Source organism: Parasphingorhabdus sp. DH2-15 (assembly GCF_051668705.1).
Classification (GTDB): Bacteria; Pseudomonadota; Alphaproteobacteria; order Sphingomonadales; family Sphingomonadaceae; genus Alterisphingorhabdus.
The window spans coordinates 592,350-618,263 of sequence record NZ_CP196351.1 but is presented as its reverse complement, the minus strand read 5'-3'; the positions used below and the strand labels follow the sequence as shown (position 1 = coordinate 618,263).

General features: G+C 51.3%; 29 protein-coding genes. 10 read left to right on the top strand and 19 right to left on the bottom strand.

Going from position 1 to position 25,914, the window contains the following annotated elements; genetic code table 11:
• Window positions 1-168: 168 nt before the first annotated feature.
• Window positions 169-1,911, top strand: coding sequence for a hypothetical protein (locus tag ACR9YC_RS02960; RefSeq protein WP_438729620.1), 1,743 nt, complete (start codon window positions 169-171; stop codon window positions 1,909-1,911).
• Window positions 1,912-1,968: 57 nt separating this feature from the next.
• Here ACR9YC_RS02960 and ACR9YC_RS02955 read toward each other — a convergent pair whose 3' ends face one another.
• Together ACR9YC_RS02955 and ACR9YC_RS02950 are read right to left on the bottom strand one after the other, a co-directional pair.
• Window positions 1,969-2,625 carry an HAD-IA family hydrolase gene (locus tag ACR9YC_RS02955; protein WP_438729617.1) on the bottom strand — a complete coding sequence of 219 codons (657 nt, stop codon included), beginning with the start codon at window positions 2,623-2,625 and terminating at the stop codon, window positions 1,969-1,971.
• Window positions 2,625-3,545 carry an SMP-30/gluconolactonase/LRE family protein gene (locus ACR9YC_RS02950; RefSeq protein ID WP_438729614.1) on the bottom strand — a complete coding sequence of 307 codons (921 nt, stop codon included), beginning with the start codon at window positions 3,543-3,545 and terminating at the stop codon, window positions 2,625-2,627. Before ACR9YC_RS02950 ends, ACR9YC_RS02955 begins: the two co-directional genes overlap by 1 nt.
• Before the next feature lie 104 nt (window positions 3,546-3,649).
• On the opposite strand from ACR9YC_RS02950, the gene ACR9YC_RS02945 reads away from it, so the two are divergent.
• Genes ACR9YC_RS02945 through ACR9YC_RS02935 form a run of 3 tightly spaced genes read left to right on the top strand, consistent with a single transcriptional unit; the run spans window position 3,650 to window position 7,314 of the window.
• Window positions 3,650-5,095 carry an NAD-dependent succinate-semialdehyde dehydrogenase gene (locus ACR9YC_RS02945; RefSeq protein WP_438729611.1) on the top strand — a complete coding sequence of 482 codons (1,446 nt, stop codon included), beginning with the start codon at window positions 3,650-3,652 and terminating at the stop codon, window positions 5,093-5,095.
• A complete protein-coding gene (locus ACR9YC_RS02940) occupies window positions 5,092-6,753 on the top strand; it encodes a thiamine pyrophosphate-binding protein (RefSeq protein ID WP_438729608.1) in 1,662 nt (553 codons plus the stop codon). Before ACR9YC_RS02945 ends, ACR9YC_RS02940 begins: the two co-directional genes overlap by 4 nt.
• Window positions 6,754-7,314, top strand: coding sequence for a VOC family protein (locus ACR9YC_RS02935; RefSeq protein WP_438729605.1), 561 nt, complete (start codon window positions 6,754-6,756; stop codon window positions 7,312-7,314).
• Between the two features lie 120 nt (window positions 7,315-7,434).
• On the opposite strand, the gene ACR9YC_RS02930 is transcribed toward ACR9YC_RS02935, so the two are convergent.
• The 4 genes from ACR9YC_RS02930 to ACR9YC_RS02915 form a co-directional block, all read right to left on the bottom strand.
• On the bottom strand, window positions 7,435-7,935 hold the full coding sequence (locus ACR9YC_RS02930; protein WP_438729602.1) for an NYN domain-containing protein: 501 nt from the start codon (window positions 7,933-7,935) through the stop codon (window positions 7,435-7,437).
• Entirely contained in the window at window positions 7,932-8,237 is a 306-nt protein-coding gene (locus ACR9YC_RS02925) for a hypothetical protein (protein ID WP_438729599.1), read from the bottom strand. The genes ACR9YC_RS02930 and ACR9YC_RS02925 overlap by 4 nt, the downstream gene beginning before the upstream one ends.
• A 155-nt stretch (window positions 8,238-8,392) precedes the next feature.
• The gene (locus ACR9YC_RS02920; protein ID WP_438729597.1) at window positions 8,393-9,343 is read right to left on the bottom strand and encodes a glutaminase; all 951 of its coding nucleotides are present in this window, start codon (window positions 9,341-9,343) and stop codon (window positions 8,393-8,395) included.
• On the bottom strand, window positions 9,343-9,771 hold the full coding sequence (locus ACR9YC_RS02915; protein ID WP_438729594.1) for an EVE domain-containing protein: 429 nt from the start codon (window positions 9,769-9,771) through the stop codon (window positions 9,343-9,345). The genes ACR9YC_RS02920 and ACR9YC_RS02915 overlap by 1 nt, the downstream gene beginning before the upstream one ends.
• A gap of 81 nt (window positions 9,772-9,852) precedes the next feature.
• Here ACR9YC_RS02915 and ACR9YC_RS02910 point away from each other — a divergent pair, with 81 nt between their 5' ends.
• Entirely contained in the window at window positions 9,853-10,785 is a 933-nt protein-coding gene (locus ACR9YC_RS02910; protein WP_438729591.1) for an isopenicillin N synthase family dioxygenase, read from the top strand.
• Window positions 10,786-10,889: 104 nt separating this feature from the next.
• Here ACR9YC_RS02910 and ACR9YC_RS02905 read toward each other — a convergent pair whose 3' ends face one another.
• From ACR9YC_RS02905 to coxB, 13 genes are all read right to left on the bottom strand, one after another.
• Entirely contained in the window at window positions 10,890-11,474 is a 585-nt protein-coding gene (locus tag ACR9YC_RS02905) for a fasciclin domain-containing protein (RefSeq protein ID WP_438729589.1), read from the bottom strand.
• 131 nt (window positions 11,475-11,605) lie between these two features.
• Complete coding sequence (locus tag ACR9YC_RS02900; RefSeq protein ID WP_438729587.1) at window positions 11,606-12,385, bottom strand: SDR family oxidoreductase; 780 nt, start codon at window positions 12,383-12,385, stop codon at window positions 11,606-11,608.
• Window positions 12,382-12,765: a dihydroneopterin aldolase gene (locus ACR9YC_RS02895; RefSeq protein WP_438729584.1), complete on the bottom strand. Its 384-nt coding sequence runs from the start codon at window positions 12,763-12,765 to the stop codon at window positions 12,382-12,384. The genes ACR9YC_RS02900 and ACR9YC_RS02895 overlap by 4 nt, the downstream gene beginning before the upstream one ends.
• A gap of 30 nt (window positions 12,766-12,795) precedes the next feature.
• Complete coding sequence (locus ACR9YC_RS02890; RefSeq protein ID WP_438729581.1) at window positions 12,796-13,695, bottom strand: class I SAM-dependent methyltransferase; 900 nt, start codon at window positions 13,693-13,695, stop codon at window positions 12,796-12,798.
• Window positions 13,696-13,699: 4 nt separating this feature from the next.
• Window positions 13,700-15,112 (bottom strand): threonine synthase, encoded by a 1,413-nt coding sequence (thrC, locus tag ACR9YC_RS02885; RefSeq protein WP_438729578.1) that lies wholly within the window; start codon window positions 15,110-15,112, stop codon window positions 13,700-13,702.
• Between the two features lie 26 nt (window positions 15,113-15,138).
• Window positions 15,139-15,726 (bottom strand): SURF1 family cytochrome oxidase biogenesis protein, encoded by a 588-nt coding sequence (locus ACR9YC_RS02880; protein WP_438729576.1) that lies wholly within the window; start codon window positions 15,724-15,726, stop codon window positions 15,139-15,141.
• A 12-nt stretch (window positions 15,727-15,738) separates the two neighbouring features.
• Window positions 15,739-16,143, bottom strand: a complete 405-nt coding sequence (locus ACR9YC_RS02875) for a DUF983 domain-containing protein (protein ID WP_438729573.1) — start codon at window positions 16,141-16,143, stop codon at window positions 15,739-15,741.
• A 58-nt stretch (window positions 16,144-16,201) separates the two neighbouring features.
• A complete protein-coding gene (locus ACR9YC_RS02870) occupies window positions 16,202-17,092 on the bottom strand; it encodes a cytochrome c oxidase subunit 3 (RefSeq protein WP_438729572.1) in 891 nt (296 codons plus the stop codon).
• A 48-nt stretch (window positions 17,093-17,140) separates the two neighbouring features.
• Complete coding sequence (locus ACR9YC_RS02865; RefSeq protein WP_438729569.1) at window positions 17,141-17,713, bottom strand: cytochrome c oxidase assembly protein; 573 nt, start codon at window positions 17,711-17,713, stop codon at window positions 17,141-17,143.
• Window positions 17,710-17,964 (bottom strand): hypothetical protein, encoded by a 255-nt coding sequence (locus tag ACR9YC_RS02860; protein WP_438729566.1) that lies wholly within the window; start codon window positions 17,962-17,964, stop codon window positions 17,710-17,712. Before ACR9YC_RS02860 ends, ACR9YC_RS02865 begins: the two co-directional genes overlap by 4 nt.
• Window positions 17,964-18,908 carry a heme o synthase gene (locus tag ACR9YC_RS02855; RefSeq protein ID WP_438729563.1) on the bottom strand — a complete coding sequence of 315 codons (945 nt, stop codon included), beginning with the start codon at window positions 18,906-18,908 and terminating at the stop codon, window positions 17,964-17,966. The genes ACR9YC_RS02860 and ACR9YC_RS02855 overlap by 1 nt, the downstream gene beginning before the upstream one ends.
• 117 nt (window positions 18,909-19,025) lie before the next feature.
• Window positions 19,026-20,690, bottom strand: a complete 1,665-nt coding sequence (gene ctaD / locus ACR9YC_RS02850) for a cytochrome c oxidase subunit I (protein WP_438729561.1) — start codon at window positions 20,688-20,690, stop codon at window positions 19,026-19,028.
• Between the two features lie 19 nt (window positions 20,691-20,709).
• Window positions 20,710-21,798, bottom strand: coding sequence for a cytochrome c oxidase subunit II (gene coxB / locus ACR9YC_RS02845; protein WP_438729558.1), 1,089 nt, complete (start codon window positions 21,796-21,798; stop codon window positions 20,710-20,712).
• Window positions 21,799-22,021: 223 nt separating this feature from the next.
• Between coxB and pyrE the strand changes: the two genes are divergently transcribed.
• From pyrE to ACR9YC_RS02820, 5 genes are all read left to right on the top strand, one after another.
• Window positions 22,022-22,603: an orotate phosphoribosyltransferase gene (pyrE, locus tag ACR9YC_RS02840; RefSeq protein ID WP_438729556.1), complete on the top strand. Its 582-nt coding sequence runs from the start codon at window positions 22,022-22,024 to the stop codon at window positions 22,601-22,603.
• Window positions 22,603-23,367, top strand: coding sequence for a pyridoxine 5'-phosphate synthase (locus ACR9YC_RS02835; RefSeq protein WP_438729553.1), 765 nt, complete (start codon window positions 22,603-22,605; stop codon window positions 23,365-23,367). Before pyrE ends, ACR9YC_RS02835 begins: the two co-directional genes overlap by 1 nt.
• On the top strand, window positions 23,364-23,768 hold the full coding sequence (gene acpS, locus ACR9YC_RS02830) for a holo-ACP synthase (protein ID WP_438729551.1): 405 nt from the start codon (window positions 23,364-23,366) through the stop codon (window positions 23,766-23,768). Before ACR9YC_RS02835 ends, acpS begins: the two co-directional genes overlap by 4 nt.
• A gap of 59 nt (window positions 23,769-23,827) precedes the next feature.
• The gene (gene lepB / locus ACR9YC_RS02825; protein ID WP_438729548.1) at window positions 23,828-24,697 is read left to right on the top strand and encodes a signal peptidase I; all 870 of its coding nucleotides are present in this window, start codon (window positions 23,828-23,830) and stop codon (window positions 24,695-24,697) included.
• A 106-nt stretch (window positions 24,698-24,803) separates the two neighbouring features.
• The gene (locus ACR9YC_RS02820) at window positions 24,804-25,913 is read left to right on the top strand and encodes an AI-2E family transporter (RefSeq protein WP_438729546.1); all 1,110 of its coding nucleotides are present in this window, start codon (window positions 24,804-24,806) and stop codon (window positions 25,911-25,913) included.
• Window position 25,914 lies beyond the last annotated feature (1 nt).

The following is a 25,914-nucleotide window of genomic DNA, read 5'->3' as shown; positions in this document are numbered from 1 at the left end:
CTCTGAAATTCCCTGTTACACTGCTTTGCAAGCAGTAGGGCATGCGAAACGGGGCACATAATAATGCGAGCAATTTCTGGACATAGTCCGGGCCAAAGCCATTTTGGACGTACAGCCAAGAACCGTCCCGCCTATTCGCCTAAGAACAATATGAAATGGGGGGATGAAATGACTATACATAGTGATTTGACGGTTACCAAAGACGCTGACGGCTTTTACCGCCCATCCACTGAGGCTGAGGTCATTAGCCTGATACAATATGCCGTTAGTGAACAACGGCAAATCCGTGTGCGCGGCGCGTCACACTCCATGGCGTGGAGTATCTATACCGACCCTGTTGATGGCAACCCCACAAATAAAGTCAGCGTGCGCAAAGCGCCGGATAGCGATGATTTGAATCTGTCTTTAGTGAAATTCGGTGATCTGGAATGGATCGATGAGGAAAAGGGTATTATTGAAGCAGGGGCAGGCATGCATTTGGGCAACGACCCATATGATGCTGAAGGCATATCCACGCTAGAGAATAGTCTGCTCTACCAAATCGCGCAAAAAGGCTGGGCGGTAAATGATCTGGGCGGCATTACGCACCAGACAGTAAGCGGCTTTGCGCTGACTGGTTCAGCAGGCGGATCAACCCAATATTCTTTCGATAATATCGTCGCTTGGTACATTATAGACGGCACTGGAACGGCCCGTTGGGTTGAAGCGGGTGACCCCCACTTCCCTGCTGTTTCTGTATCCATGGGCCTTTATGGTATTGTTACCAAGGTACGGCTACAATTGGTGCCAATGTATAATGTTGCAGGCACCGAGGTAACAACCCAGATGGTGCTTGATGCCCAGCCCAGTGATGAGGCCTGCCCGATAGATATGTTTGGGCCGGGGAAAGATGGCAAACCATCGCTAGAGCAATATTTGCGGGAAACGCCCTATACCCGTTTTGTATGGTGGCCACAAAAGGGGGCCGAACGGGCCGTGATCTGGAAAGCCGATCGCGCACCGGTCAGCACTCCCGGCGGGAAGCCACCAGTCCCTTATATGCAATTTCCAGAAAGCCTGTTTGGGTTACTTGAAGAACTGTTGGCCAGCGTGTTTTTCACCCTATTGGGCAATCACGGCGTCACACGCATCTTGCAGGTCTTAGCTCCAAGTTTCTTCCACGCTCAGCATCTTTTGACCGAGCTATGGTCACAGAAAGTTGGCCGCTTACTGGCCGGATTGGGTTCTACAATCATCATCCTGCTGGTGGCAGCTATATTGTTCATTCCTGTGCTTATTTTTGCACTTTTCCCTGGCATATTACACGCGCTCTTCCCGGTTTTGATGCCAGTCTTTGAGTCGATGACAAAGGGTAATCCGCCGACCACTTTTAATGATTATTATTGGCGCAGCCTACCCATGGATAACACGGCAGATGATGTTCTGCTGGGCACAGAGTTCACCGAAATATGGGTGCCTATCTCTTACGCTCAGCAATGTATGAATTTGATGCAAGATATGTTCACCAAGGGCGGCAGCGCGGCAACTGGTTATTATTCAACGGAAGTCTATGGTGGTGCGCCCAGTAGCAATTGGATGAGTGCGGCCTATACAGATGGCAATGACGAGTTTAAGGACGGCGTCATCCGTTTTGACGTATATTGGTTCCGCAATAATGAGAAAACACCCAACGAAAAACAGGGCTTTTTCCAGCAATATTGGGATCTGTTCCTGTCCAACAACATCCCATTTCGCCTACATTGGGGCAAGTTTATCCCAGCTTATGATTTCCCGTTCTGGGCTGAGCATTACAGGAAAATGTTGCCCCATTTTGACGATTTTCTGGCCCTGCGCGCGCAATATGACCCGAACAATATTTTCTTCACTGAATATTGGCAGTGTCGTCTGCTTGGCGGTCCGCTGACGAAATAGTGTCAATCAGGGTCGCAGCGTCGCACAATTCGCTCATAAACGGCTTTGTTCTGAAGCCTATCCAGCCAATGCCTGTTCAAGATCGGTCAAAGCCTGCTCCCCGCTGGTAACTTTGATCGCGGTCATGCCAAGGGCTGCTGCTGGTTTGCAGTTGATACCTAAATCATCAAGATAGATGCACTGCTCCGGCGTGACATCCAGCGCCTCACACATCATTTCATAAATACGCGGGTCAGGCTTGCGCAGTCCTACCTTGCTGCTTTCTATGACATGGTCAAAACGCGCCATGATCGCCGCAATTTCGCTCGCTTGTTCCTGCGTCATCGCCATGCCGGAACCTTTCAGGCCAGAGCCCTTACCTGCCGGCACATTGTTGGTGATACAGGCGACCGTGTAACCCGCCGCTTTGAGATCATCCAGCTTAGCCACCATGGCAGAGCGCACATCACCCGCCAGACAGGCCAGCACATCTGCGCCGCTTAATCCTTTTATGCCTAGCGCTTCAGCTTCAGCAGTAAAGGCAGTATCGAAAGCCGCCGCATCAATCTCAGCTCGCTCAAAACGCGCCCAGGCATTATCGTCCGGGTTGGTGCTGTTGACCCGCCGCACACTATTTAGCGGCACACCGCGCTCCGCCTCCAGCCGGTTAAATGCTTCAAAAGGGGAGGACGTAATAACCCCGCCAAAATCAAAGATAATAGTGGTGATAGGCATTAACTTTCCAACCTTAGTCCGGCGCGGCTCCAGTTCATTTTGACGAGTTGGCCGGTGGCAGACAGACAGATATAGGCCGTCTTCATATCATCTCCGCCAAAGGCGATGTTGGTGGTGAATGGGTCCATCATGGGCACAAATTCTACCAACGCCCCCTCTGGAGAAATCACGCTAATGCCTGCTTCACCAATAGTGGCAACGCAGATATTGCCACATTCCTCAACACCCAAAGAATCAAAATATTTATATCCTGCCGGACTGTATAGAAATTGCCCTTGCGGCCCCAATAGCCCAGGTGTGAAGGCGATTTCCCCCGGCGCGGCAATGTCATAGGCCCATAATTTGCACGTATAGGTTTCCGCCACATAAAGTCGCTTGCCATCGGGCGACAGACCAATGCCATTAGGATTTTCTGATGGGAAGATAACCTCTTTCAACATGCTGCCATCTGCCTTGGCATAAAATACGCCAGTAACATCACGCTCGCGTGGGCGATTTTTGCCATGGTCAGTGAACCAGAAGCCGCCATCCGCATCAAAAACAATGTCATTCGGGCCGCGCAATACACAGCCGAAATCTCCATCTTTATACAAAATTTCTACTGTGCCCGTTGTAATGTCTACGCGTTCAATACGTCCGCCGGAATAGTCATCCGGCTGGCCATGCGGCACCAGAAAAGGGGCATCTTCGCTGCCGCCATTGATATAATTAAACCCGCCATTATTGCAGACATATAGCTTACCATCAGGCCCCATGGCCGCGCCATTTGGCCCGCCGCCTGTTTCTGCCACCAGCGTCTTGCTGCCATCAGGGGCAATGCGCGTGATACAGCCCGCCGCAATCTCAACCACAATCACGGAGCCGTCGGCCATGACCACCGGCCCTTCGGGAAAACGCAATCCTTGTGTCAGAATTTCCATGCCATCACTCTCCATTATTATTATATTGCTTTCTTTTGTCACAATCATTGCCGCGCAAGGGGCAACTGTCTAGGATAAAAGAAAAGAAATAAGGATGCATATGCATGACCAACTACCCTGAAAACCTCCAACTGCATATTGATGGTGAATGGATTGATATTGGCAATCGCGATGCCATAGCCGTGACTAACCCCGCAACGGGCGAAGCAATATCCAGCCTGCCTAAGGCCACCAATGATGATCTGGACCGCGCATTGGATGCTGCGCAGCGTGCATGGCCTGTCTGGCGGGAAACACCGGTCGAGCAGCGCGGTGCCATCTTACACAAAGGTGCAAATCTGATGCGCGAGCGGGCCGATATGATTGGCCATTTGATGACGTTGGAACAGGGCAAGCCTTTGGCACAAGGCGTTGGCGAGGTTATCGGTGCAGCTAGGCAATTTGATATTATGGCTGAAGAAGCAAAGCGCTGCTATGGCCGCGTTCTTGTCCGCCCCACTGGCCAAAACAGCTTTGTTAAATATCAGCCTGTCGGTCCAGTAGCGGCGTTTAGTCCATGGAATTTCCCGCTGTTCACGCCAGCGCGCAAATTGGCTCCGGCACTGGCGGCTGGGTGCCCAATAATCCTGAAACCCGCCGAGGAAACACCAGCCAGCGCGATTGAAATGATACGCTGCCTTGTTGATGCTGGTCTGCCCTCCGGCGTCTTACAAATCGTATTTGGTAACCCTGCGCATATCTCGGAGCATCTCATAGCTTCGGATATTATCCGCAAAGTCAGCTTCACCGGATCAGTGCCTGTCGGCAAGCATTTGATGCGGCTGGCTGCGGATGGCCTGAAACGCACCACTATGGAGCTGGGCGGCCATGCGCCAGTACTGGTTTTCGATGATTGCGATCTGGAGACAACGCTGGATGCTCTTGTCGCTGGCAAGTTTCGCAATGCGGGACAGGTGTGCGTCTCACCAACACGTTTTTATGTTCAACAGGGCATTTATGATCGCTTTGTCAAAGGCTTTGCCGAGCGCACAGAGGCGATCAATGTTGGCAATGGTATGTCGCCCAATGTCAAAATGGGGCCATTGGCTAATCAACGCCGCCCCGACACAATGGAACGGATGATCAGCAATGCAACATCTGCTGGCGCGAAGCTGCATATTGGCGGCGAGCGGCTAGCCGGACATGGTCAAGAAAACGGTTTTTTCTATCAACCCACCGTTATCAGCGATGTGCCCCTACAGGCTGAAATCATGAATGAAGAACCTTTTGGACCCGTCGCTGCGATCCGTCCTTTCGCCACGTTGGATGATGCTATTGAGCAAGCCAATCGCCTGCCCTTGGGATTGGCCGCCTATGCCTATACCAGTGCACTCAAGACCGCGAACATATTGGGTGATGCCATTGAGGCCGGCATGGTTGGCATTAACACACAAACCGTATCCCCCGGCGATGCGCCCTTTGGCGGTGTCAAACATTCAGGCCATGGGCTTGAAGATGGTCCGGACGGGCTGATGGCCTATATGGTAACAAAAGCGGTGCATCACGGATGACAGAACGGAAAAAAAGAACGGGCGGCGAAATTTTGGCCGACCAATTGATCATTCAGGGCTGTGATCGCCTATTCACCGTTCCTGGCGAGAGTTTTCTGGCCGTGCTGGATGCGCTGCATGATCGCACCGACGCAATAGAAACCGTGATTTGCAGGCAGGAAGGCGGGGTATCATTTATGGCCTGTGCTGATGGCGCCATGACTGGCCAGCCGGGCATAGCCTTTGTCACCCGCGGTCCGGGCGCCACCAATGCCAGTATCGGCGTGCATGTCGCGCATCAGGATTCGCAGCCCATGATCTTATTCATTGGCGATGTTGCGCGCAGTGACCGTGATCGTGAAGGCTTTCAAGAAGTCGACTTCATGCAGATGTTCGGTCCATTGGCCAAATGGGTCGCGCGCATTGATGATGCACAGCGCATCCCTGAATATATCGCGCGGGCCTATGCGACCGCTATATCCGGACGGCCCGGGCCTGTGGTTCTGGTCCTGCCCGAAGATATGCTGCGTGATCGGCTGGCAACCCCCGACCGGCCAAAAGTCACGCGCCCTGCCCAGCCGGTTTGCACCGATGCTATGCAGCAGATGATGGCGATGCTGCGTGCTGCCCAAAACCCCATTGCAATCATTGGCGGCGCGGACTGGACGCAAGAGGCTGGCAAACATTTGCAATCCTTTGCCGAAACCATGGGCCTTCCCATAGCCTGTGCCTTTCGGCGTCAGGATGCTTTCCCTAATGACAGCGCGGTCTATGCCGGCAATTTGGGCTATGGACCCAATCCCCAACTGATAGAACGCGTAAAACATGCTGATCTAATTTTGGCTATCGGCGCCCGTTTAGGCGAAGCGACAACTGATGGTTATACGGTGATATCGCCCGATCATCCGGGGCAAAAACTGATCCATATTCACCCAGACCCTAATGAATTAAACAGCGTCTATCGCACCGATCTTGCCATCGCCGCCGATATGCCAGAATTCTGCAAGACAGCCGCTCTTTGGGATGACGCTCTGCCCCGTTTTGGAAATGGCGTCGAAGCACATCAGCAATGGCTGCAATGGTCTGCCCTGCAAGAAAATGGCGCTGCACTTGATCTGGGGGCCTGTGTCGCTGCAATGCGCCAATCCTGCCCGGCTGATACGATTATTTGCAACGGCGCTGGTAATTTTTCCGGTTGGTGGCACCGCTATTGGCCCTATGGCCCCATGCCAAGCCAGCTTGCCCCCACAGCAGGCGCTATGGGCTATGGCGTGCCTGCCGCTATAGCCGCTGCACTGCGCTTTCCTGATCGCAATGTGGTGGCTGTTGCTGGCGATGGCGACTTTCTGATGAACGGTCAGGAATTAGCCACCGCCGCGCAACATGGCGCCAATCTGCTCATATTGGTGATCGACAATAGCGGCTATGGCACAATCCGCATGCACCAGGAACGTGACTATCCTGCACGCCCTAGCGGCACACAGCTCAGCAACCCCGATTTTGCCACTTTTGGCAAAGCCTTTGGTGCATGGACTGCGACTATTGAGCAAACCGATGAATTTGCTCCTGCGCTGGAACAGGCAATGGCGCGCACCGGCATTCGGTTGTTGCATCTTAAAACCGATATGGAATATCTGACCGCTGGCGGGGCGAGGGTCAGCAGCTTTAGGAAGCAATGAATGACAATTTCAAAAACATATCTAGCCTTGGCCAGTGCTATGGCTTTGGTTCTAACCGCTTGTAACGGCACCACCTCGGATGACAGCAATAGCGACATAGTCTCCGATAACGCAGCACAGACTGATCAACCCTCTGGCGAGGGCGAAACCTTGGGCCTGAACCATATCGGCATGACGGTCAGTGACCTTGATGCATCAACAGCCTTTTTCATTGAGACATTGGGATGGCAAGCTGCTGGCGGACGGCCAGACTATCCTGCCAAATTTGTCACCAATGGCGAAATGTTTGTGACTTTGTGGCAAGCCGAAAAACCGGAAAATGCCGTCGCCTTCAACCGGAAAAACAATGTCGGATTGCATCATATGGCGATCACTGTCCGTGATCTTGACACTTTAAACGCATTGCATGAGCGCTTTTTGGCGCTCGATAATGTTACTGTCGAATTTGCACCGGAATTTCTGGGTGAAGGGCCAACAACCCATATGATGATCAGGGAGCCATCTGGCATTCGTCTGGAGTTCATTGTGCCGGCCGACAGAATAACCTCCGCGCCGGAGTAAGCAGAAACCAAAAACCGCCAATCGCTCAGGTTAGTGATGGTGGTATTTACAATCAATTATTGGGTATAATAATGAGTATAAAATTTATACACGAGAAAGACTCGCGTTAACATTTGTCGTTTAACTTCTTCTGGGTCTTACTGTTCGCCGATTACCTCTCTTTGACAGGCCAGAATGTAAGCCGTCTATATGTTCAAACAGATCGTCGCTGACGCTTTGCCAAAGTGGATCTAGAATGAATTGTATACCTTCTCGACGAGCCAATTTAGCAGCAGGTACGAAATCAGAATCACCAGCCACCAGCACAATTGTCTTGACTAGCTTTTTGAGTGTCAAAGATGCTATATCCAAACCGATCCTCATATCGACCCCCTTTTGCCGGAGGTCCATTTTTACCATCCAATCCTCTAACTGTTGCCAGTAATCTAAATTGGGTAAAAGTGCTTCATACTCGTCTCTAGGGATAGTAATTGAACCATCTGCATTTGGTTCTAAAGACCTTAAATATTTCATATTATTAGCTGATCGCAACAATTTCTTTAATATATCACCACTTAATGTCCAATCGTTGATTTTACTAACATATCCCAACCTAAGAGCAAGGTTACGCTCTTTTTTCAAACAATCAAAAATTTCATACTGCTTCTGAGCCCTTTCACTTTTCCCAAAATTGATTGGTTCGTTCGTAATAGGATGATGGGCTTGACCAGTGAAAGGGTATGCATCGTAATAAAAATACGATAGACATGCTTATGCCACTTTTTTGGATCGCAGTCAGTTAGTGTATAAACATGATTGCAACATAAGTCTCTGACTTTATATGCAATATCCTGTGGCGTTAAGGCAATATTTTTACCTACAAGATGACTTAATTTTTTAGTGAAGAAGCCGCCATCTACTAAGATTGCAATTTCACGCAACATTTTGGCTCTCCCAAAACCAAAAAGCCCCAAGATTTCGGTAACACTCTGAATGATTGAGTGAACCTAATTTCGAGGGGCGGATATGAAGTATATAATGCAATTTATCCAAACAAACAATTAAAATTTATTCAAATAAATTAAAAGAGTTTAGGCAGTTAAACGAATATCGACCAACCTGTCTTCCGCACCAGCTCCTCCAATGCGATGGCGCCGACCATTGAGGTGCCTGCCTCATTCAATCCCGGTGACCATGTCGCAACTGTTCCATAGCCTGGCGCAACCACCAATATACCGCCACCGACACCGGATTTTCCGGGCAAACCAATGCGATATGCAAAGTCGCCGCTATTATCATAATGGCCGCTCATCATCATCACGGCGTTAATCCTGCGACAGCGCCGCGAGCTAAGCACACGCTTGCCGCTGACCGGATCACAGCCGTCAAAAGCCAGAAACAGCGCTGCGCGCGCCAATTGCCGGCAGCTAATGGCAACCGCGCATTGGCGGAAATAGCTTGATAGCGTCCTTTCAATATCACCCTGCACAACGCCAAAACCCGACATGAAATGCGCCAGTGAACGATTGCGGGAACCCGTCTCACTTTCTGACAAAGCGACCGCTTCATCAACTGCTATGCTCTTATCCCCCGCTTGATCCTGCAGCAAAGCCAGCAACTGCCCAACAGCACCTTGTGGATGCGCGCTATTCTCACTATAATGCTGCACCAGATGGTTGGTCGTCACTATCGCTCCTGCATTTATCAATGGGTTGCGCGGAATGCCCTTTTCGCTCTCCAATTGAACAATGGAGTTAAAGGCTGAACCGCTTGGTTCTCTCCCAACCCGCTTCCAGAGGTCATCGCCATAAATTTGCAGCGCCAATGCCAGCGTGAATATTTTCGATATACTCTGCATCGAAAACGCCTCATCCGTATCACCGATACAATGCATTTCTCCATTGCCCAGCGCGACAGTCATGCCAAATTTATGCGGGTCTATGCAGGCCAGTGCAGGGATATAGTCCGCAACCTTGCCAGAGCCAAAATGCGGCTTGGCACTGTGATGCACGGCCTGCATGATGTTTGGCCAGTCTGGACTATCTGTCATTATGACTGACTGTTGGCGGACATGGACAATATCTCTGCCCATTGATCGTGTGTCACTGGCGCAACAGAGAGACGCGTTTGCCTTATAATTGCTAGGTCAGAGAGTTTTGGATTCTGCTTCATGGCCTTTAGCGTCACAGCATTGTCCAACTTGCGCACAGGCTTAACCTTAACGGCTATCCAGCGACCGGTTTCATCAAATGGGTCTGGCATCGCCGTAGCACTGACTTCCATAATCCCCACAATTTCCAGACCCTGACGTGAATGATAGAAAAATATCTGATCGCCCAGCGTCATGGCCTTCATATTGTTGCTGGCCTGCGCGTTTTTTACGCCATCCCATATACCTTCACCTTCGGCGATAAGATCATCCCAGCCATATTCATCGGGCTCTGATTTCATGAGCCAATAGTTTTTTCCATCACTCATCGCTTTCTTTCGCCTTTCCAAATATCTATACTGTGTATTGCTACTAAAGCGGCGGTATAGCCTTATTCCTAGGAACATGTCATGACCCAATTGCCTATATTATCTCTGGCCCAGCCAGCAGACGAATTTGCCCAAGCTATAGGCAAGAGCTTTCAACAAACAGGTTTTGCTCTGGTGACGGATCATGGGTTGGACCCTGATCTGGTGTCACGCGGATGGGCGATGACGCAGGCCTTTTTTGCACAGGATGAAGCGGAAAAACGTCTTTATGCCGATAAGGTGGTGGGCAATCAGCGCGGCTATATCCCTTTTGGGCGGGAGATAGCCAAAGATGCCAAAGTTCATGATCTGAAAGAGTTTTGGCATGTTGGCCGTGATGTCGCGCCAAATGACCCCGATGCTGCGACCATGCCGCCCAATATCTGGCCCGATGCACCGCAAGGCTTTCGCGGAACGTTAAGTGCACTCTATGCTGCACTTGACCAAGTGGGTGCGACCATTTTGTCGCGTATCGCGCTCTATCTTGGCTTGGCTGACGACTGGTTCGATGGCGCCATCCATAATGGTAACTCCATTTTGCGCCTGCTGCATTATCCGCCGATCATAGATGCGCCCGAAGGGGCCATTCGTGCCGGGGCGCATGAAGATATCAATTTGATTACGCTTCTTTTGGGCGCGGAAGAGGCTGGCCTGCAATTGCTGACGCGTGAAAATGAGTGGATCGATGCCAGCCCCCCCGAAGGGGCCTTAGTCATCAATGTTGGTGACATGTTGCAACGGCTGACCAATCATCACCTGCCATCAACTACGCACCGTGTCATCAATCCCGCATCCGAACGCAGCAGACATAGCCGCTATTCCATGCCGTTTTTTCTACACCTACGGTCAGATTTTCCCATCAAAACGCTAGACCAGTGCATTAGTGCAGATAACCCCAATCGCTACCCCGAACCGATTTTGGCTGATGACTATCTGCACGAACGTTTGGTAGAAATTGGATTGATAAAAGCCTGACATCAACGTGATGGGCACGTCAATATCAGGCCTGTTATCATATTATTTCGCAAGAACCGGCTATAGCCCTGCTGCACCATTGACCGGTTCTCTTGCGATATGGATTATCCAGCTGGTGTTACCACTGTATCAATTACGTGGATGACGCCATTGGTTGCAGCAACATCTGTTGCCAATATTGTTGACGTGCCGCCATTGGCATCTGTCAAAACAACATTTTCACCGTCCAGTGATGCTGTCAAAATACCACCATTGACCGTTGTAATTTCCGCTTTGCCGCCATTTTCTTCGATCAATTTCAATACGTCAGCCGCTTTCACTTCGCCAGACACCACATGATATGTCAGGATACCGGTCAAAGTGTCTTTCGCTTCCGGCTTGGTCAGCTCAGCAAGCGCATCGCCCAATTTGGCAAATGCTGCATCATTGGGTGCAAACACGGTGAACGGGCCATCGCCAGACAATGTCTCGACCAGATCAGCTGCAGCAACGGCAGTGACAAGTGTTGAGAAGTCTGAATTGGCAGATGCAACTTCAACAATATTGCCTGTTGCTTGTTCAGCACCTTCGTCGGTTACCTCTTCTGTGCCTTCGCCATCTACAGGGGCTTCGGCCTCAGTGGCTTCGCCGCAAGCGGTGAGGGTCAGTGCCAAAGCGGGGACAATGGCGAGAGATTTTGTAATACGCATTATTCATTTCCTTCCTCTTGGTCCGATATATGAACCGCTCTGTCTACGCCTGTGTTGGGCAATGGTTCCACAAAGAGGTGGTGATATTTTTGCACCTGCGAAGAAATTGGTGCGGTGGCTAGGCCGTCAGTCTATTCGCCTGCGAGATGGACAAAATCCTGCTGATAGCTTTCCAGATGTGCCCCGCCATCAATATATAATAGCTGGCCAGTCATGGCCTTAGCACCTGCAATATAGGCAACAGCAGTAGCGATATCCTCAGGCGTTGAGTTCCGCTTGAGCGGCATCATATCGGCAATAGCGTCCATCTGCCCAGCGGCATAATCCTCTGTTTCCAATGTCATGCCAGGCGCAACACCATTTACGCGCAATTGCGGCGCACATGCTCTGGCAAGCGTGCGGATGGTCTCGGCCATGGCCTGTTTGGACAATGTATAGGAAAGCTGATCGCCATGCGGATTGCGCACCCGCTGATCGACGATATGAACAATATTTGCCTGTTGCCCGGGCGCAAGCTGCTTGAACAGCGCTTGGGTTAATAATGTTGGCGCAAGGACATGAATACGCCAATGCGCTTCCATCGCTTCAGCGCTTAATGTGTCAATCGCATCATCTTCAAATAATGACGCATTATTGACGATCAAGTCCGGCGCACGCCCAAAATGTTGGGCAACATCTGCCACCAATACACTTGTTGCCTGTGCATCCAGCAGGTCTGCCTTGAAACCGGCATAGGGCGTTTCTTCACTCTCCAGAATGCGCGCCAAACTGTCTTCCGGCTGTGTATCGCTATGTCCATGCAGCGCCAATGCCCATCCCTGCCGTGCCAAGTGACCAGAAATCGCAGCACCTACACGGCGGCAACCTCCAGTTATCAAGGCAATTTTGGTATGAGGCGATAATGGCTTCACCGGCGCCGTCTCGTCATAGTGATACCGATCTGCTCATCATCTTCAGCAATTGCCAGTTTCACAATCTTGATTTCCGCCGCCAATATGCGTGCATCCTGCTTGAACAATGTCGCGATAATATGCTCTGCCACCGCTTCGATAAGTGTGAAATGCAATCCTTCAGGCAAGGCCGTAGATGCAGCCTCTTTAAGGTCCATATAATTCTTGGACGCACTTAGCGGCGTGTCGGGCGCATAATGATCGGCCATATCCAACTCGACACGAATACTGATCCGTAACGGCTGTGGCAGCTTGGTCTCTTCTGAATAAATACCTGTCAAAACAGGCACTTCAAGGTCCAAGACCTCCAATATCAGTAGGTCGTTAGGGTTTAAGGGCATAATGGTTCAATCTCAAAAAGCCGGACCTGTTCAGGCAGACCAGCGAGCAAATAATGCGGTGGGCAATAGCAGGCGGCCGGTTTCCTCGGCAACAGCCAATTCGCCAACCTCAATCTTACCGGGCAGATCAGAAAAATATTCTGTCAAAAGTGCGTGCAGCGCAATGGCAGACATACGCACGGCATAGACAGTTAAGAAAAGAAATCGCGATTGTTCATCCAAAAGCTGCCTGCAATCAGCCAACAGATCAGGCAGGTTTTCCTCAAGCTGCCACCGTTCACCACCGGGTCCGCGGCCAAATTTTGGCGGATCGAGAATGATGCCGTCATAGCGCCTGCCCCGCCGGACCTCACGGGCGGCAAACTTGCCGGCATCCTCAATAATCCAGCGCACAGGCTTATCTGACAGGCCGGCAATATCCGAATTTTCACGGGCCTGCGCGACGGACTTTTTTGATGCATCGACATGCACCATATGCGCCCCGCTTGCCGCCATCGCCAAAGTGCCGACACCGGTATAGCCGAACAGATTCATCAGTTGCGGCTGCGCATGATCCGCGACACATTGCCGCATCCAGCGCCACACCGGGTCCATATCCGGAAAATAGGCCAAGTGCCGAAAGGGTGTACACTTTGCCTGAAAATCCACTTCACCATTCCAATTGGCAATCCAGCCCTCGCGCAAAGTCTCATCGCGCAATTGCCAGCGTCCGCCGCCATCTTCATCGGATGCGGGAATAAACTCACCATCTGCGGGCCAGTCATCCAGTCTGGGGCTCCACATGGCTTGCGGCTCCGGGCGAATGAAATGATAATCGCCATAGCGTTCATATTTGCGGCCATGCCCGCTATCGACCAAAGTATAATCAGCCCTTGGCTGGCTGATCATAGTGATCAGTTCAGGACCAGTAACGGCCAGAGCATCAGACATGGTGTTAACCCGCCTGAGACAGGTCAGAATTTGCCTGTGCCAATATATAGGCGGCCACCGCGTCATAATCGCCCGGTAGCTCTTTGAACTTTTCCTGCCGGTCAAACAAATCGCCAATGCGGCCCGGCAGAACCGGACGTATGCCACATGCCCGTTCTACCGCATCTGGGAATTTTGCGGGATGCGCCGTAGCCAGCGTTACGAGCGGAACAGACGTATCGATTTGTGCATCGCGCGCTGCCGCCAGGCCAATGGCTGTGTGCGGGTCCAGCAATTCACCCGATGCGCGGTACGCCCAATCAATTGTGCGTGCCAAATCATCATGCTGCACAGCCGCACTGCTAAACAAAGCGGTGATCCGCTCCCGAATATCACTATCGATGGTCAATCTGTTGGTGGCTTCAAATCCCTGCATCATATCCGCCAGACGTGTGCTGTCTTGCTCAACCATATCAAATAGCAAGCGCTCAAAATTGGAGCTGACCTGAATATCCATGCTTGGAGCGGCCGTTGGTTCCAGCGCTGAGCGGGAATAGTCACCGCTGCTAATTGCACGATCCAAAATATCATTGCGATTGGTCGCCACAATCAACCGCTCAATCGGCAGGCCCATTTTGTGCGCAACATAACCAGCAAAGACATCACCAAAATTGCCCGTCGGCACAGAAAACGCAATTTTGCGATGCGGCCCGCCCAACTGCAATGCAGCAGCAAAATAATAGACGATCTGCGCCATCAACCGCGCCCAATTGATGGAATTCACCGCAGACACATGCACAGCATTATTGACATGCGGGTCATTAAACATGCGCTTGACCATGGCCTGCGCATCATCAAAACTGCCCTCAATGGCGATATTGTGCACATTCGGGGCCAGTACCGTTGTCATCTGTCGCCGCTGAACATCGGAGATACGCCCCGATGGATGGAGCATGAATATCTCTGCGGCTGCGCGGCCAGCAACGGCGTGAATTGCCGCTGAGCCAGTATCACCGGAAGTCGCGCCAATTATTGTAAGGCGTTTGCCGCTGCCCTGCATAAATTCTTCGAACAGACCGCCGAGCAATTGCAAGGCGACGTCTTTAAAAGCCAATGTCGGGCCATGGAAAAGTTCTAACAACCAATGTTGCTGGTCAATTTGCACCAATGGCGCAACAGCGTCATGGGAAAAGCCGCCATAAGCTGCATCGCAGAGCGATTTCAGCTGCGCATCGGTCAAACTATCGCCAATGAAAGGCTGCATGATGCGGCAGGCCAGATCAGCATAAGGCAGACCAGCCCAGCTTGCGATGGTTTCCATGTCGAATCGCGGCCAGTTTTTTGGCACATAAAGCCCGCCATCACTGCCCAGACCAGCAAGGGTTACATCGCGGAAACTCTGGCCCTCTGATTGGCCTCTGGTGCTAATATATTCCATGCTGACCGGTTAGCTGTATCAGCCGTTTAGCGCAAGCGGCGGCGTATACGACCACGCACTGCGAGCAGGTAAATAATTGTCGCTATAGCTGCGAACAGAAACCATTGGACCGCATAAGCCAGATGATTATTGGGCAGGTCTTCGGGCGACGGTGCCGCGACATCACTCAACCCGCCAACGCCTTTAGCGGTTACCAAACGAATGATTGCGCCGCCATCAGGCGCAATAATGCCGCTCACCTTGCCGCCAACCCAATCGGGCGTAAGCGGAGCTTTGCTCCATCCAGCGACAAATTGCGCAGTTTTGCCTGCATCATCCAATCGGCACGTCGCAACATGCACCAGACCGGGTGCATCATCGCCGCTGCGACCACTGGTTTGGCGCCAATCTGTCACCTCTAAACAATCAAAAGCGGAGGCACGGTAAAGCGGCGGGTTATCTGCATCAGGCACGATGGGCCAGTCAATCGCTTCCAGACCGTCCACTTGGCTATATTGCGCAATTAAGGCTGCTTTCTCCTCTGCACGGCCCATTTGCCAGATACCCAAAGCAATCATCACAGCAACACAAGCCGCGACCAGAATGGTAGGAATAATGGGAAGCCGTTTTATCACCTGTCATGCACCTTATAAATCATCTTCCGTTGCTGCCAAACGGCCCTCTCGGAAAGATTTGCGATGTTCCTCAATCAGCAATGCAGCCTTGGATAATCGTAACAGCCCAATCACCAATAAGGTGATGACAATTGGCCAGATCAGCACATGCACCCAAAATGGCGGGAACACTGTAAATTCCAGAGCCAGAGCCAGTGCGCAGACAATTGCACCGATGATAAGGGTCAGAAATGCAGCAGGACCATCGCCAACATTATAGCGGTCATAATTTAGGCCGCATGAAGGGCATATGTGGCGAAACGCAATCCAACCTGTAAACATGCTTGAATTGCCGCATTGCGGACACAAGGCCCGCTTTGCCTGAATAAGCAAATGCGGCGGTTTGGATATTTTACCAGTGTCTTGCGGCGCGGGCATCTAGATCAATGCCCCGCCACAATCACAATGTGCAGTATCGCTAAGGTGAGTGAACCGATCAGTGGACCGGTGCGCCCCAGCCACCCCAGACATAAACAACCGCAAAAAGGAACAACCATACGACGTCGACAAAGTGCCAATACCAAGCGGCTGCTTCAAAACCGAAATGCTGTTTAGGGGTGAAGTGACCCGCATAAGCGCGGCCCAGACAGACCATCAAAAAGATGGTGCCGATCAAAACGTGGAAACCGTGAAAGCCTGTCGCCATGTAAAATGCTGAACCGTAGTTGGTCACACCAAATGGGAACGGCGCGACGCTATATTCATAGGCCTGTACGAAAGAGAACAGGATGCCGAGCAAAATGGTGATCCAGAGACCTTTGATCAGTCCATCGCGATCGCCGTGCAGCAATGAATGGTGCGCCCAAGTAACGGTTGTACCAGAAAGCAGCAAAATCAGAGTGTTAAGCAAAGGCAATTCAAAAGCATTCAGCACTTCAACGCCAGCAGGTGGCCATTGTACCAGAGCCTCTGCTCCCTCTTTACCGATCAGATTTTCGACCAGCGCTTCGCCGCCATTTTCTGCGGCAGAGAGGAATTCCAAGGGTTGCGGAAATAGCGAATAATCAAACCATGCCCAGAACCAGCCGACAAAAAACATAACTTCTGAAGCGATGAACAAGATCATGCCATAGCGCAGGTGCAGCTGCACTACAGGGGTGTGATCACCGGAATGCGCTTCACGGATAACATCTGACCACCAGCTGTAAAAGGTGAACAATACGCCAGCAAGGCCGGCATAAAACACCCATGCACCATATTCGCCCAGTACAGGCGCGTTCATCCACATGATGCCGCCCATGGCCATCAAACCAGCGGTCAGTGAACCAACCAGTGGCCACGCGCTTGGCGGAAGAATATGATAATCGTGATTTTTAGCACCAGACATTTGCTTTATCCCCAATTGCCGCTTCCGGCAGTCATTAACAATAAACTATTAGCCGCCCACATTGTCCGGGTCCACCCGATAAAATGTGTAGCTGAGCGTAATTTCTTCGATATTTTTGGTGTCCTCATCCTCTAATATCGCAGGATCGACATAATAAAGGACTGGCATCCGTACTTTTTCACCCGGTTGCAAGGTCTGCTCGGTGAAGCAAAAGCACTGGATCTTGTTAAAATATTTACCCGCCTGAACCGGCGTAACATTATAGCCTGCACGGCCAGTAATCGGCTGGTTGGTCAGGTTTTCTGCGGTATAGATTGCCATATCACGCGTACCGATGGTCATATGGTCAGAGACTTGCTCTGGCGCAAATTCCCAAGGCAATGCAGAATCGGTATTGGCATCAAAGCGCACAGTGATGGTCTGTGTGCCGATTGCCACAGTGCTGGCCTTTGCCTGATCAACAATTTGCGGTGTGCCGCCAAAACCCGTGACTCGGCAAAACAAATTATATAGCGGAACGGCCGCGAAACCGAGCGCAACCATACCAGCCACAAGAGCAAAACCCATAAAGGCCGAGCGGTTATTGCGTCGCTGTATCTCGGGGGAAATTGCCGCGCTCATCCCCACAACCCAATCTTTACGATAGTGATCATGAAGAACAGTATGCACAGGCAGAACAGGCCAATGGCCATAAGATTAGCCCGCGCACGCTGCGCTTTTAGCACTTTAGCGGACTCTTCCTTATTGAGATGCTGGCCGGTAGCCCGACCTTCGCCAACGGAATTATCCAGCTCTGGAGTAAGCGATTCACGCTTTGCCAATCCTTCAACGGCCTGTGCTCTGCTATTCGCATTTTGCGCCTTTTGTTCCATCACGCGCCACCTAACAATATGCGATCAGCGACGAGTACGCCGAAAATCACGAACAAATAGATGATGGAATAGGCAAAGAGCTTCTTCTCATAGCGCATTTTCTTGGCGTCATCTTGTTTGGCGCGGAAAACCTGCACCGCGAGCACAAGGAAAAATGCGGACAAGCCCGTTGCAAACAACCCGTAAAGCGCGCCAGTAAGGCCCAATGGCCATGGCAATATTGTCACCAATAGGAGCAATACAGAATAGCCAAGCATCTGCTTGCGCGTTTCTGCCTTGCCATGGGTAACCGGCAACATGGGTATGCCAGCCTTGCTGTAATCCGCTTCAACAAAAAGAGCGAGCGCCCAGAAATGCGGCGGGGTCCAGATAAAAATGATGGCGAACAAAATGATCGGCAATGCCGTTACATCACCTGTTACAGCGGCCCAGCCAATAACTGGCGGAAATGCACCAGCAGCTCCGCCAATAACAATATTATGCGGCGTATTCGGCTTGAGCCACATCGTGTAAATGACAGCGTAGAAAAAGATGGAAAATGCCAGAATTCCAGCAGCCAGCCAGTTAACAGCAACGCCCATTAAAAAGACGGAGAGAGCTGACAGCCCGATACCGAAATGCAATGCCGATGTGCGGTCCATTCTGCCTGATGGCAATGGCCGCTTTGACGTGCGTTTCATAATGCCGTCAATGTCAGCCTCATACCATTGGTTTAGAGTTGCTGCGCCTGCAGCCGCCAAGGTAATGCACAATATAGCGGTAAAGCCGATGATCGGGTTGATACTGCCCGGTGCGGCAAGCAATCCTGCCAAGCCAGTAAACACAACCAACCGCAAAACGCCGGGCTTGGTCAACGCAATGAAATCACGCCAATCAGCCACAATGGCGTAATCTGCCATCATGCTGTCTGATTGCGTATTTCTGTCTGTGACAGTCTGCGTCATCTTATACCCGTTAATATTTAAAGCCGCATTCCGGCTTTTCGAAATCATTCTAAATTTGCAATCCGGGCTCCGTCAGCATGTTGCTCACGGAGCCCGAAATGTTCTCATGCAACCAAATTACTTAATGGTTGGCAGTGTTTCGAACTGGTGGAACGGCGGTGGGCTGGACAATGTCCATTCCAATGTCGTTGCACCTTCACCCCAGTAATTGCCCTCTGCGCGGCGACCGGCAACGAGTGCGTAACCGATATTGACGAAGAAGATGAGCATACCAGCGGCCATGACAACATAGCCAAAGGTGGATATTTCATTCCAATAGGCGAATTGCTCAGGATAGTCAGGGTAGCGACGCGGCATACCCTGAACACCAAGGAAGTGCTGCGGGAAGAACACAATGTTCACACCGATGAAGAATACCCAGAAGTGCAGCTGACCCAGCAATTCGCTGTAATGGCGGCCGCTCATTTTCGGGAACCAATAATAGAAGCCCGCAAAAATGGAGAAGACAGCGCCCAATGACAGCACATAGTGGAAGTGAGCAACCACATAATATGTGTCGTGCAGATTGTCATCAACGCCGCCATTGGCCAGAACAACACCTGTTACGCCGCCAACGGTGAACATAAAGATGAAGCCCAGTGCCCAGACCATAGGTGTTTTCAGGCTCAAAGAGCCGCCCCACATGGTGGCGATCCAGCTGAAAATCTTAATGCCGGTTGGCACTGCGATGACCATTGTCGCCGCTGTGAAGTAGATTTTCATGTTCACGGTCAAACCAACGGTAAACATATGGTGCGCCCAGACCACAAAGCCGACCACGCCAATGGCAACCATTGCATAAGCCATGCCCAAATAACCGAAAACCGGTTTTTTGGAGAAGGTTGCAACAATATGGCTAATCATGCCAAAGCCAGGCAAGATCATGATGTACACTTCAGGGTGACCAAAGAACCAGAACAAATGCTGGTACAATACTGGGTCACCGCCGCCTGCTGCATCAAAAAACGCAGTGTTGAAGTTACGGTCGGTCAGCAACATGGTGATCGCTGCAGCCAATACTGGCAGAGCCAGAAGCAACAGAAACGCTGTGACCAGAACTGACCAGACGAACAATGGCATTTTGTTCAATGTCATGCCCGGTGCACGCATGTTAAAGATCGTGGTGATGAAGTTCACCGCACCCAAAATCGATGAAGCACCAGCAAGGTGGAGCGACAGGATCGCCATGTCCACCGCTGGACCGACAGAGCCGTTGGTTGAAAGCGGCGCATACACAGTCCAACCCGTACCAGCACCAAGACCGCTGCCACCAGGTACGAAAGTTGAGCCCAAGAGCAGCAGGAAGGCAGGAACAAGCAACCAGAAACTGATATTGTTCATACGCGGGAACGCCATATCTGGCGCGCCGATCATCAACGGAACAAACCAGTTACCAAAACCACCAATCATCGCAGGCATCACCATGAAAAAGACCATGATAAGGCCGTGCGCTGTAATCAGCACGTTCCAAAGGTGATAGGATTCATCCAGAGTAGCCGGGCTGCCCTGAAGATAGCTGGCCCATTGGCCAAGATATTGAACACCCGGCTCAGCCAGCTCAACGCGCATCAGGCCAGAGATAAAGCCGCCAATAATACCCGCTACAATCGCGAATATAAGGTAAAGCGTACCAATGTCCTTATGGTTGGTTGATAAGAACCAACGGGCAAAAAATGCCGGTTTATCATCATGATCATGTGCGTGATCGTGCATGTCACCAGCGGTTGCAGCAATAGTTGTCATCTTGCTTCGTCCCTAAATCTTATTGCGCCGAAATCGCGGCTACATCCAGAGCCGCAGTTTCAACGGCATCAGTCTCAACGGCTTCATTGTCATCAGCAGGAGCGGCTTGCGCAGTCGCAGCATCACCATTGGTCCCACCTTGAGCCAGAACCCATTGCTCAAACTTCTCACGTGGCAGCGCCTCAATCGCGATCGGCATAAAGCCGTGCCGCGCACCACAAAGTTCAGAGCATTGCCCGTAATAAACGCCAGGCTCATCTATGGTCATAACCTTCTCATTCAGACGGCCCGGAACAGTATCCAGCTTGAACCAAAGCGAAGGCACGGCGAAACTATGAATCACATCTGCGCCTGTAGTAATGATGCGGATAGGTTCACCAACAGGAACAACCATGCGATTATCTACGGCAAGCTGAAATGGTTCACCACGCGCAGCCGCCTCGTCTTTATCTAACATGTTGGAGACAATCTCAAAGTCGCCATTATCGGGATATGTGTAACCCCAATACCATTGATAGCCCGTAACCTTGACTGTGAGCGACCCCGCAGGAGCGGTTTCATATTGCTTGGAAAGCAGACCAATGGATGGAATGGAGATAAACACCAAGATCAGTGCAGGAATGGCCGTCCACAAAATTTCGATCAAACTGTTATGAGTTGTTTTTGACGGAACAGGGTTTGCTTTCGCGCGATAGCGGATAATCACCCAGGCCATCAGCGCCAGCACGAAGATAGAAATCAATGTGATAACGACGAGCAGGATATTGTTCAACGATTCTGCCTGACGACCAATTGCGCTATATTGATCCTGAAAACCAATTGATTCCAGAGGTTTTGTGGTGCTGTCAACCGGCATACCTTTGCCAATAACCGGCTTCATTGGTGTATAGCTGCCCTGTGCAGATGATTGCTCCGCATCCACCGCACCAGCATCAGCAGCGATGACAGGCGCGTTAGTGGTGGATTCAACAGGAGCTTCTACCGACTCAGTCGCAAGCTGCGCAGATGCGGGCGTTGGCGCGATGCTTAGCGCCATAACCCCTAATGCCATAAGCAAGGCAGTCACAATAGGTGTCGCCTTCAGGCCTGACTTCGAAAATAATTGCATTCCAACCTCAATGTTCAAATACCGTATAAACGCGGCGGCTTTAGGCCGCGATGTCCCCATGCACAATAGCAAAACGGCATTTTATATTGTGCTGTATAGGCCGGTTGGCGATTGGCCTCAAGGGGAACTGCCATTTTTGCGATTGAATTTTACGCAACTATTGCCAAATTCATCGCAAGTAGAAAACACAAGCATGATTGCCGTAACGTAAAAGGATATTTTCATGACGCAAGAAGACATTTTGGCTGAGTTTCGCGCATCAAAAGCGCTGCTGGAAGGCCACTTTTTGCTGTCTTCTGGACGGCACAGCGCACATTATTTGCAATGTGCGCGGATATTGATGGACCCAATGCGTGCCAGTCGTATGGCCAGCGCCATGATTGCAGGGCTGCCGCGCGAACTGCGCAGTGAAATTGATGTCGTTGTCTCTCCAGCCATGGGTGGCGTTATTATTGGTCATGAAGCAGGCCGCGCGCTGGGCGTTGAAGCCATGTTTTTGGAGCGCCCCGAAGGAGTCTTCCATCTGCGCCGCGGTTTTGCACTGACCAAAGGGCAAAAAGTGCTAATGGTCGAAGATGTGGTGACCACAGGTTTATCATCACGCGAAGCGATTACTGCAATTCAGGCTGAGGGCGGAGAGGTTGTGGCTGCAACGTCGCTTGTCGATCGTTCTGCAGGAAGCGTCGAACTGCCCGTTCCCTTCCATCCACTTATTGCCATCAATTTCCCCAGCTTTGCAGATGATGAAGTTCCTGAAGAATTGGCCGAAATTGCCATTACCAAACCCGGCAGCCGGAGCGTTTGATGCGCGATAACGCCCCTCAAAACGCACCACAGAAATTGCGATTGGGCGTCAACATTGACCATGTTGCCACAATTCGTAATGCACGCGGCGGCGATCACCCCGACCCAGTCCGCGCGGCAGAGATAGTGTCTGCTGTTGGCGGTGACGGCATTACAGCGCATTTGCGGGAAGATAGGCGCCATATCCGCGATGGCGATCTGGAGCGTATAATGCAGGCAACCGCATTGCCGCTCAATCTGGAGATGGCCGCAACAGAGGAAATGCTGGAGATTGCTCTGCGCCATAATCCGCATGCAGCCTGTATCGTGCCGGAAAAACGTGAAGAACGCACCACTGAGGGTGGTCTGGATGCTGCTGGTCAACATAACCATCTCGCGCCCATTGTTACCCGTTTGAGAGATGCCGGCATTAGGGTCAGCCTTTTCATAGAACCTGAGCCCAGACAGATAGAAGCCGCCATTCGTCTAGGTGCGCCGGTGGTTGAATTTCATACAGGCCGTTATGCCCATCTGGCACTGGATGGCGAAACACAGGCAATGCAGGCTGAATTGCGCAAAATTAGCGATGCCGCTGCCTTGGCCTCGAAAAACGGCATCGAATCACATGCTGGCCATGGCCTGACTTTTGAGAATGTTCAGCCTATCGCTGCCATTCCGCAAATAGCAGAATTGAATATAGGCCATTATCTGGTTGGTGAGGCGATTTTTATCGGACTGGAAGGCGCAATTACAAAGATGCGCGATTTAATGGATGAAGTGCGATGATTATCGGCCTGGGTTCCGATCTATGCAATATTGAGCGTATTCAAAACTCGCTGAACCGGTTCGGCGAACGTTTTGAGACGCGAGTATTTACAGAAGTAGAACGGGCCAAGGCCGCACGGCGACCATATACCAGAGCAGGCACCTATGCGAAACGCTTTGCCGCCAAGGAAGCCTTTTCAAAAGCTGTCGGCACAGGGTTTAAGCGCGGCGTCTTCATGCGCGATATCGGCGTAGTAAATGCAAAATCTGGTGCGCCAACTCTTGCTTTAACTGGCGGTGCCAAAGAAAGGCTTGATATGATGATCCCACTGGGGCATCGCGCCCATATTCACCTAACGCTCACCGATGATCATCCATGGGCACAGGCATTTGTGATTATTGAAGCATTGCCCATTGCCTAAACAGATTATCAACAACAGAAATTTTACCCCGCAGCTATAAAGAGATACCCATAGCATCTATGTCGAAAAGCAATGATAAATCCGATGAACCGATAAATTGGTGGCACGAGATTCGCGGTCTTTTGCTGCTTTTGCTGGCCGTTCTCGGCGTGCACAGCATCATTGCAAAACCCTTTTATATTCCTTCAGGTTCTCTTGTTCCCAATATGTTGATCGGCGACAGGCTGGTGGTCAGCAAATTCCCTTATGGCTGGTCTTGGGCCTCGGCATCTTTTCATATTCTGCCAGAGTTTGATGGTAAGCTATTTGGCAAAACACCGGCCTATGGCGACATCGTCATTATTGCACATCCGGTGACTAAGCAGGATTATATCAAGCGGGTAATCGCATTGCCCGGTGACTCTATAGAAATCCGATCCAGCCAGATCATTCTTAATGGCCAACCTGTTCCGCAAGAAATAGTGTCTGGCGTAACCGTGAAATGTCACGCCGTTTTTGCCAAAGGCACCACAAGCTGCGGTGAGTTTGCAGGTTATCAGAGCGTAGATGAGGATGGCGATACTGTATTCGAATTGCCGTTGCTGCGTGAAACCCTGCCCAATGGCGCCCAATATAATATTGTAGACACAGAAGCCAATTATGGCAGCCACGACGACTGGCCCACCACAGGTGAGCCCTATACTGTGCCGGACAATCACGTCTTTTTGATGGGTGATAATCGCGACCATAGTGCGGACAGCCGTGTATCGCTGGCAGGGCAAGGTTTGGGCGGTGCAGTGAAGCTGGAGAATATTGGCGGCCGCGCAGAGTTCATCATGTATTCTCTCGATGACAAAGCCACCTATAATCCGCTGACATGGTATGGCGCTTTGCGGGGCGAACGCGCCGGCATGTCGTTAAGGCCTAGCAAAAAAGCCACTGAGCAGTAATTCCTGCCTAGCCATATTCGCGTCAAGTCATAGCCAATATGGCTAGTCATAACGCTGTTGCATCCATATGTTGTAAATGACAGCATAGCTCAGGCGGTAAACCATCATGTCCGATCAAACTACAGAACTTAAGGCCAATAAAGAGCAGCCCGGCCCAACCGAATTGCGCGACCCCTTATTGCAACAAGAGGCCAAAAAGGCTGCGATTTGGATCGGTATGGCCGCTGCACTGGCTCTGATCGTATTACTTGCTCAACCCTTATTGCTGATTGTTGGCGGCCTCATCGTGGCTGTGATGCTGGACGGAGGGACTCGCTTGCTCGGCAAGGTTTTGCCAATAGCGCGCGGCTTTCGACTGGCCATGGTCTTGTTAATGGTTGCAGCCTTTTTTGTCGGGGTCGTGTTCTTTGCCAATCTGCAAATTGTTCAGCAATGGGCAAAGCTCCAAATCATTGTCGCTCAACAGATCGACCTTTTGGGCATACAGGCAGCAGATGCCGGCATCATGGCCACGCCTGGCGACCTGAAAGAATTGGGCGGCCGTATTTTCGCCAGCCTCGGTCAGTTAACAGCCGCTGTTACATCGGTCCTGGGCGCAGTCACCAGCTTTGTGCTGATGTGTGTGCTTGGCATCTTCATCGCCATGGAGCCAAAGCTTTACGAGCGCGGCATGGCGTGGATGATCCCCATGGGTCAACGGACATTCTTTTACGAAACGATGAGCCAGATTGGCTACACCATGCGCCGCTTATTGGCTGGCCGCATATTGGGTATGGTTATCGAAGGCTTCGGCACATGGTTCTTGCTGGCGCTTGGCAATGTGCAAATGGCAGCCTTATTGGGCCTGATTACCGGCCTGCTGGCATTTCTGCCCAATATCGGCGCGATTATCTCTGGCGCGTTGATACTAACAGTCGGGTTTTCAACCGGATATGAAACAGGTCTTTACGCGCTTGGTGTCTATCTGGCGGTGCAAATAGTTGATGGCAATATCATCGTGCCCATGGTGGCGAAGAAGACCGTTGATCTGGCCCCTGCACTGGTATTGGCCGCCCAATTATTGTTCGGTGCATTATTTGGTATCATCGGACTGGCCCTAGCCGATCCGATCATTGCCGTTATCAAAATCGCCTTGGAGCGCGGTGCTCGCCGCAGTGCGGACGAAGCACAAGATAAGGATGCGCCAAAAACGCGATCTATGCTGATGCGGTTTTGAG

Bases quoted from the DNA above. Each gene is read 5' to 3' on its own strand.
- ACR9YC_RS02960 (WP_438729620.1), top strand. From the start codon at position 169: ATGACTATACATAGTGATTTGACGGTTACCAAAGACGCTGACGGCTTT.
- ACR9YC_RS02955 (WP_438729617.1), bottom strand. From the start codon at position 2,625: ATGCCTATCACCACTATTATCTTTGATTTTGGCGGGGTTATTACGTCC.
- ACR9YC_RS02950 (WP_438729614.1), bottom strand. From the start codon at position 3,545: ATGGAAATTCTGACACAAGGATTGCGTTTTCCCGAAGGGCCGGTGGTC.
- ACR9YC_RS02945 (WP_438729611.1), top strand. From the start codon at position 3,650: ATGACCAACTACCCTGAAAACCTCCAACTGCATATTGATGGTGAATGG.
- ACR9YC_RS02940 (WP_438729608.1), top strand. From the start codon at position 5,092: ATGACAGAACGGAAAAAAAGAACGGGCGGCGAAATTTTGGCCGACCAA.
- ACR9YC_RS02935 (WP_438729605.1), top strand. From the start codon at position 6,754: ATGACAATTTCAAAAACATATCTAGCCTTGGCCAGTGCTATGGCTTTG.
- ACR9YC_RS02925 (WP_438729599.1), bottom strand. From the start codon at position 8,237: ATGTTGCGTGAAATTGCAATCTTAGTAGATGGCGGCTTCTTCACTAAA.
- ACR9YC_RS02920 (WP_438729597.1), bottom strand. From the start codon at position 9,343: ATGACAGATAGTCCAGACTGGCCAAACATCATGCAGGCCGTGCATCAC.
- ACR9YC_RS02915 (WP_438729594.1), bottom strand. From the start codon at position 9,771: ATGAGTGATGGAAAAAACTATTGGCTCATGAAATCAGAGCCCGATGAA.
- ACR9YC_RS02910 (WP_438729591.1), top strand. From the start codon at position 9,853: ATGACCCAATTGCCTATATTATCTCTGGCCCAGCCAGCAGACGAATTT.
- ACR9YC_RS02905 (WP_438729589.1), bottom strand. From the start codon at position 11,474: ATGCGTATTACAAAATCTCTCGCCATTGTCCCCGCTTTGGCACTGACC.
- ACR9YC_RS02895 (WP_438729584.1), bottom strand. From the start codon at position 12,765: ATGCCCTTAAACCCTAACGACCTACTGATATTGGAGGTCTTGGACCTT.
- ACR9YC_RS02890 (WP_438729581.1), bottom strand. From the start codon at position 13,695: ATGTCTGATGCTCTGGCCGTTACTGGTCCTGAACTGATCACTATGATC.
- thrC (WP_438729578.1), bottom strand. From the start codon at position 15,112: ATGGAATATATTAGCACCAGAGGCCAATCAGAGGGCCAGAGTTTCCGC.
- ACR9YC_RS02875 (WP_438729573.1), bottom strand. From the start codon at position 16,143: ATGCCCGCGCCGCAAGACACTGGTAAAATATCCAAACCGCCGCATTTG.
- ACR9YC_RS02870 (WP_438729572.1), bottom strand. From the start codon at position 17,092: ATGTCTGGTGCTAAAAATCACGATTATCATATTCTTCCGCCAAGCGCG.
- ACR9YC_RS02865 (WP_438729569.1), bottom strand. From the start codon at position 17,713: ATGAGCGCGGCAATTTCCCCCGAGATACAGCGACGCAATAACCGCTCG.
- ACR9YC_RS02860 (WP_438729566.1), bottom strand. From the start codon at position 17,964: ATGGAACAAAAGGCGCAAAATGCGAATAGCAGAGCACAGGCCGTTGAA.
- ACR9YC_RS02855 (WP_438729563.1), bottom strand. From the start codon at position 18,908: ATGACGCAGACTGTCACAGACAGAAATACGCAATCAGACAGCATGATG.
- ctaD (WP_438729561.1), bottom strand. From the start codon at position 20,690: ATGACAACTATTGCTGCAACCGCTGGTGACATGCACGATCACGCACAT.
- coxB (WP_438729558.1), bottom strand. From the start codon at position 21,798: ATGCAATTATTTTCGAAGTCAGGCCTGAAGGCGACACCTATTGTGACT.
- pyrE (WP_438729556.1), top strand. From the start codon at position 22,022: ATGACGCAAGAAGACATTTTGGCTGAGTTTCGCGCATCAAAAGCGCTG.
- ACR9YC_RS02835 (WP_438729553.1), top strand. From the start codon at position 22,603: ATGCGCGATAACGCCCCTCAAAACGCACCACAGAAATTGCGATTGGGC.
- acpS (WP_438729551.1), top strand. From the start codon at position 23,364: ATGATTATCGGCCTGGGTTCCGATCTATGCAATATTGAGCGTATTCAA.
- lepB (WP_438729548.1), top strand. From the start codon at position 23,828: ATGTCGAAAAGCAATGATAAATCCGATGAACCGATAAATTGGTGGCAC.
- ACR9YC_RS02820 (WP_438729546.1), top strand. From the start codon at position 24,804: ATGTCCGATCAAACTACAGAACTTAAGGCCAATAAAGAGCAGCCCGGC.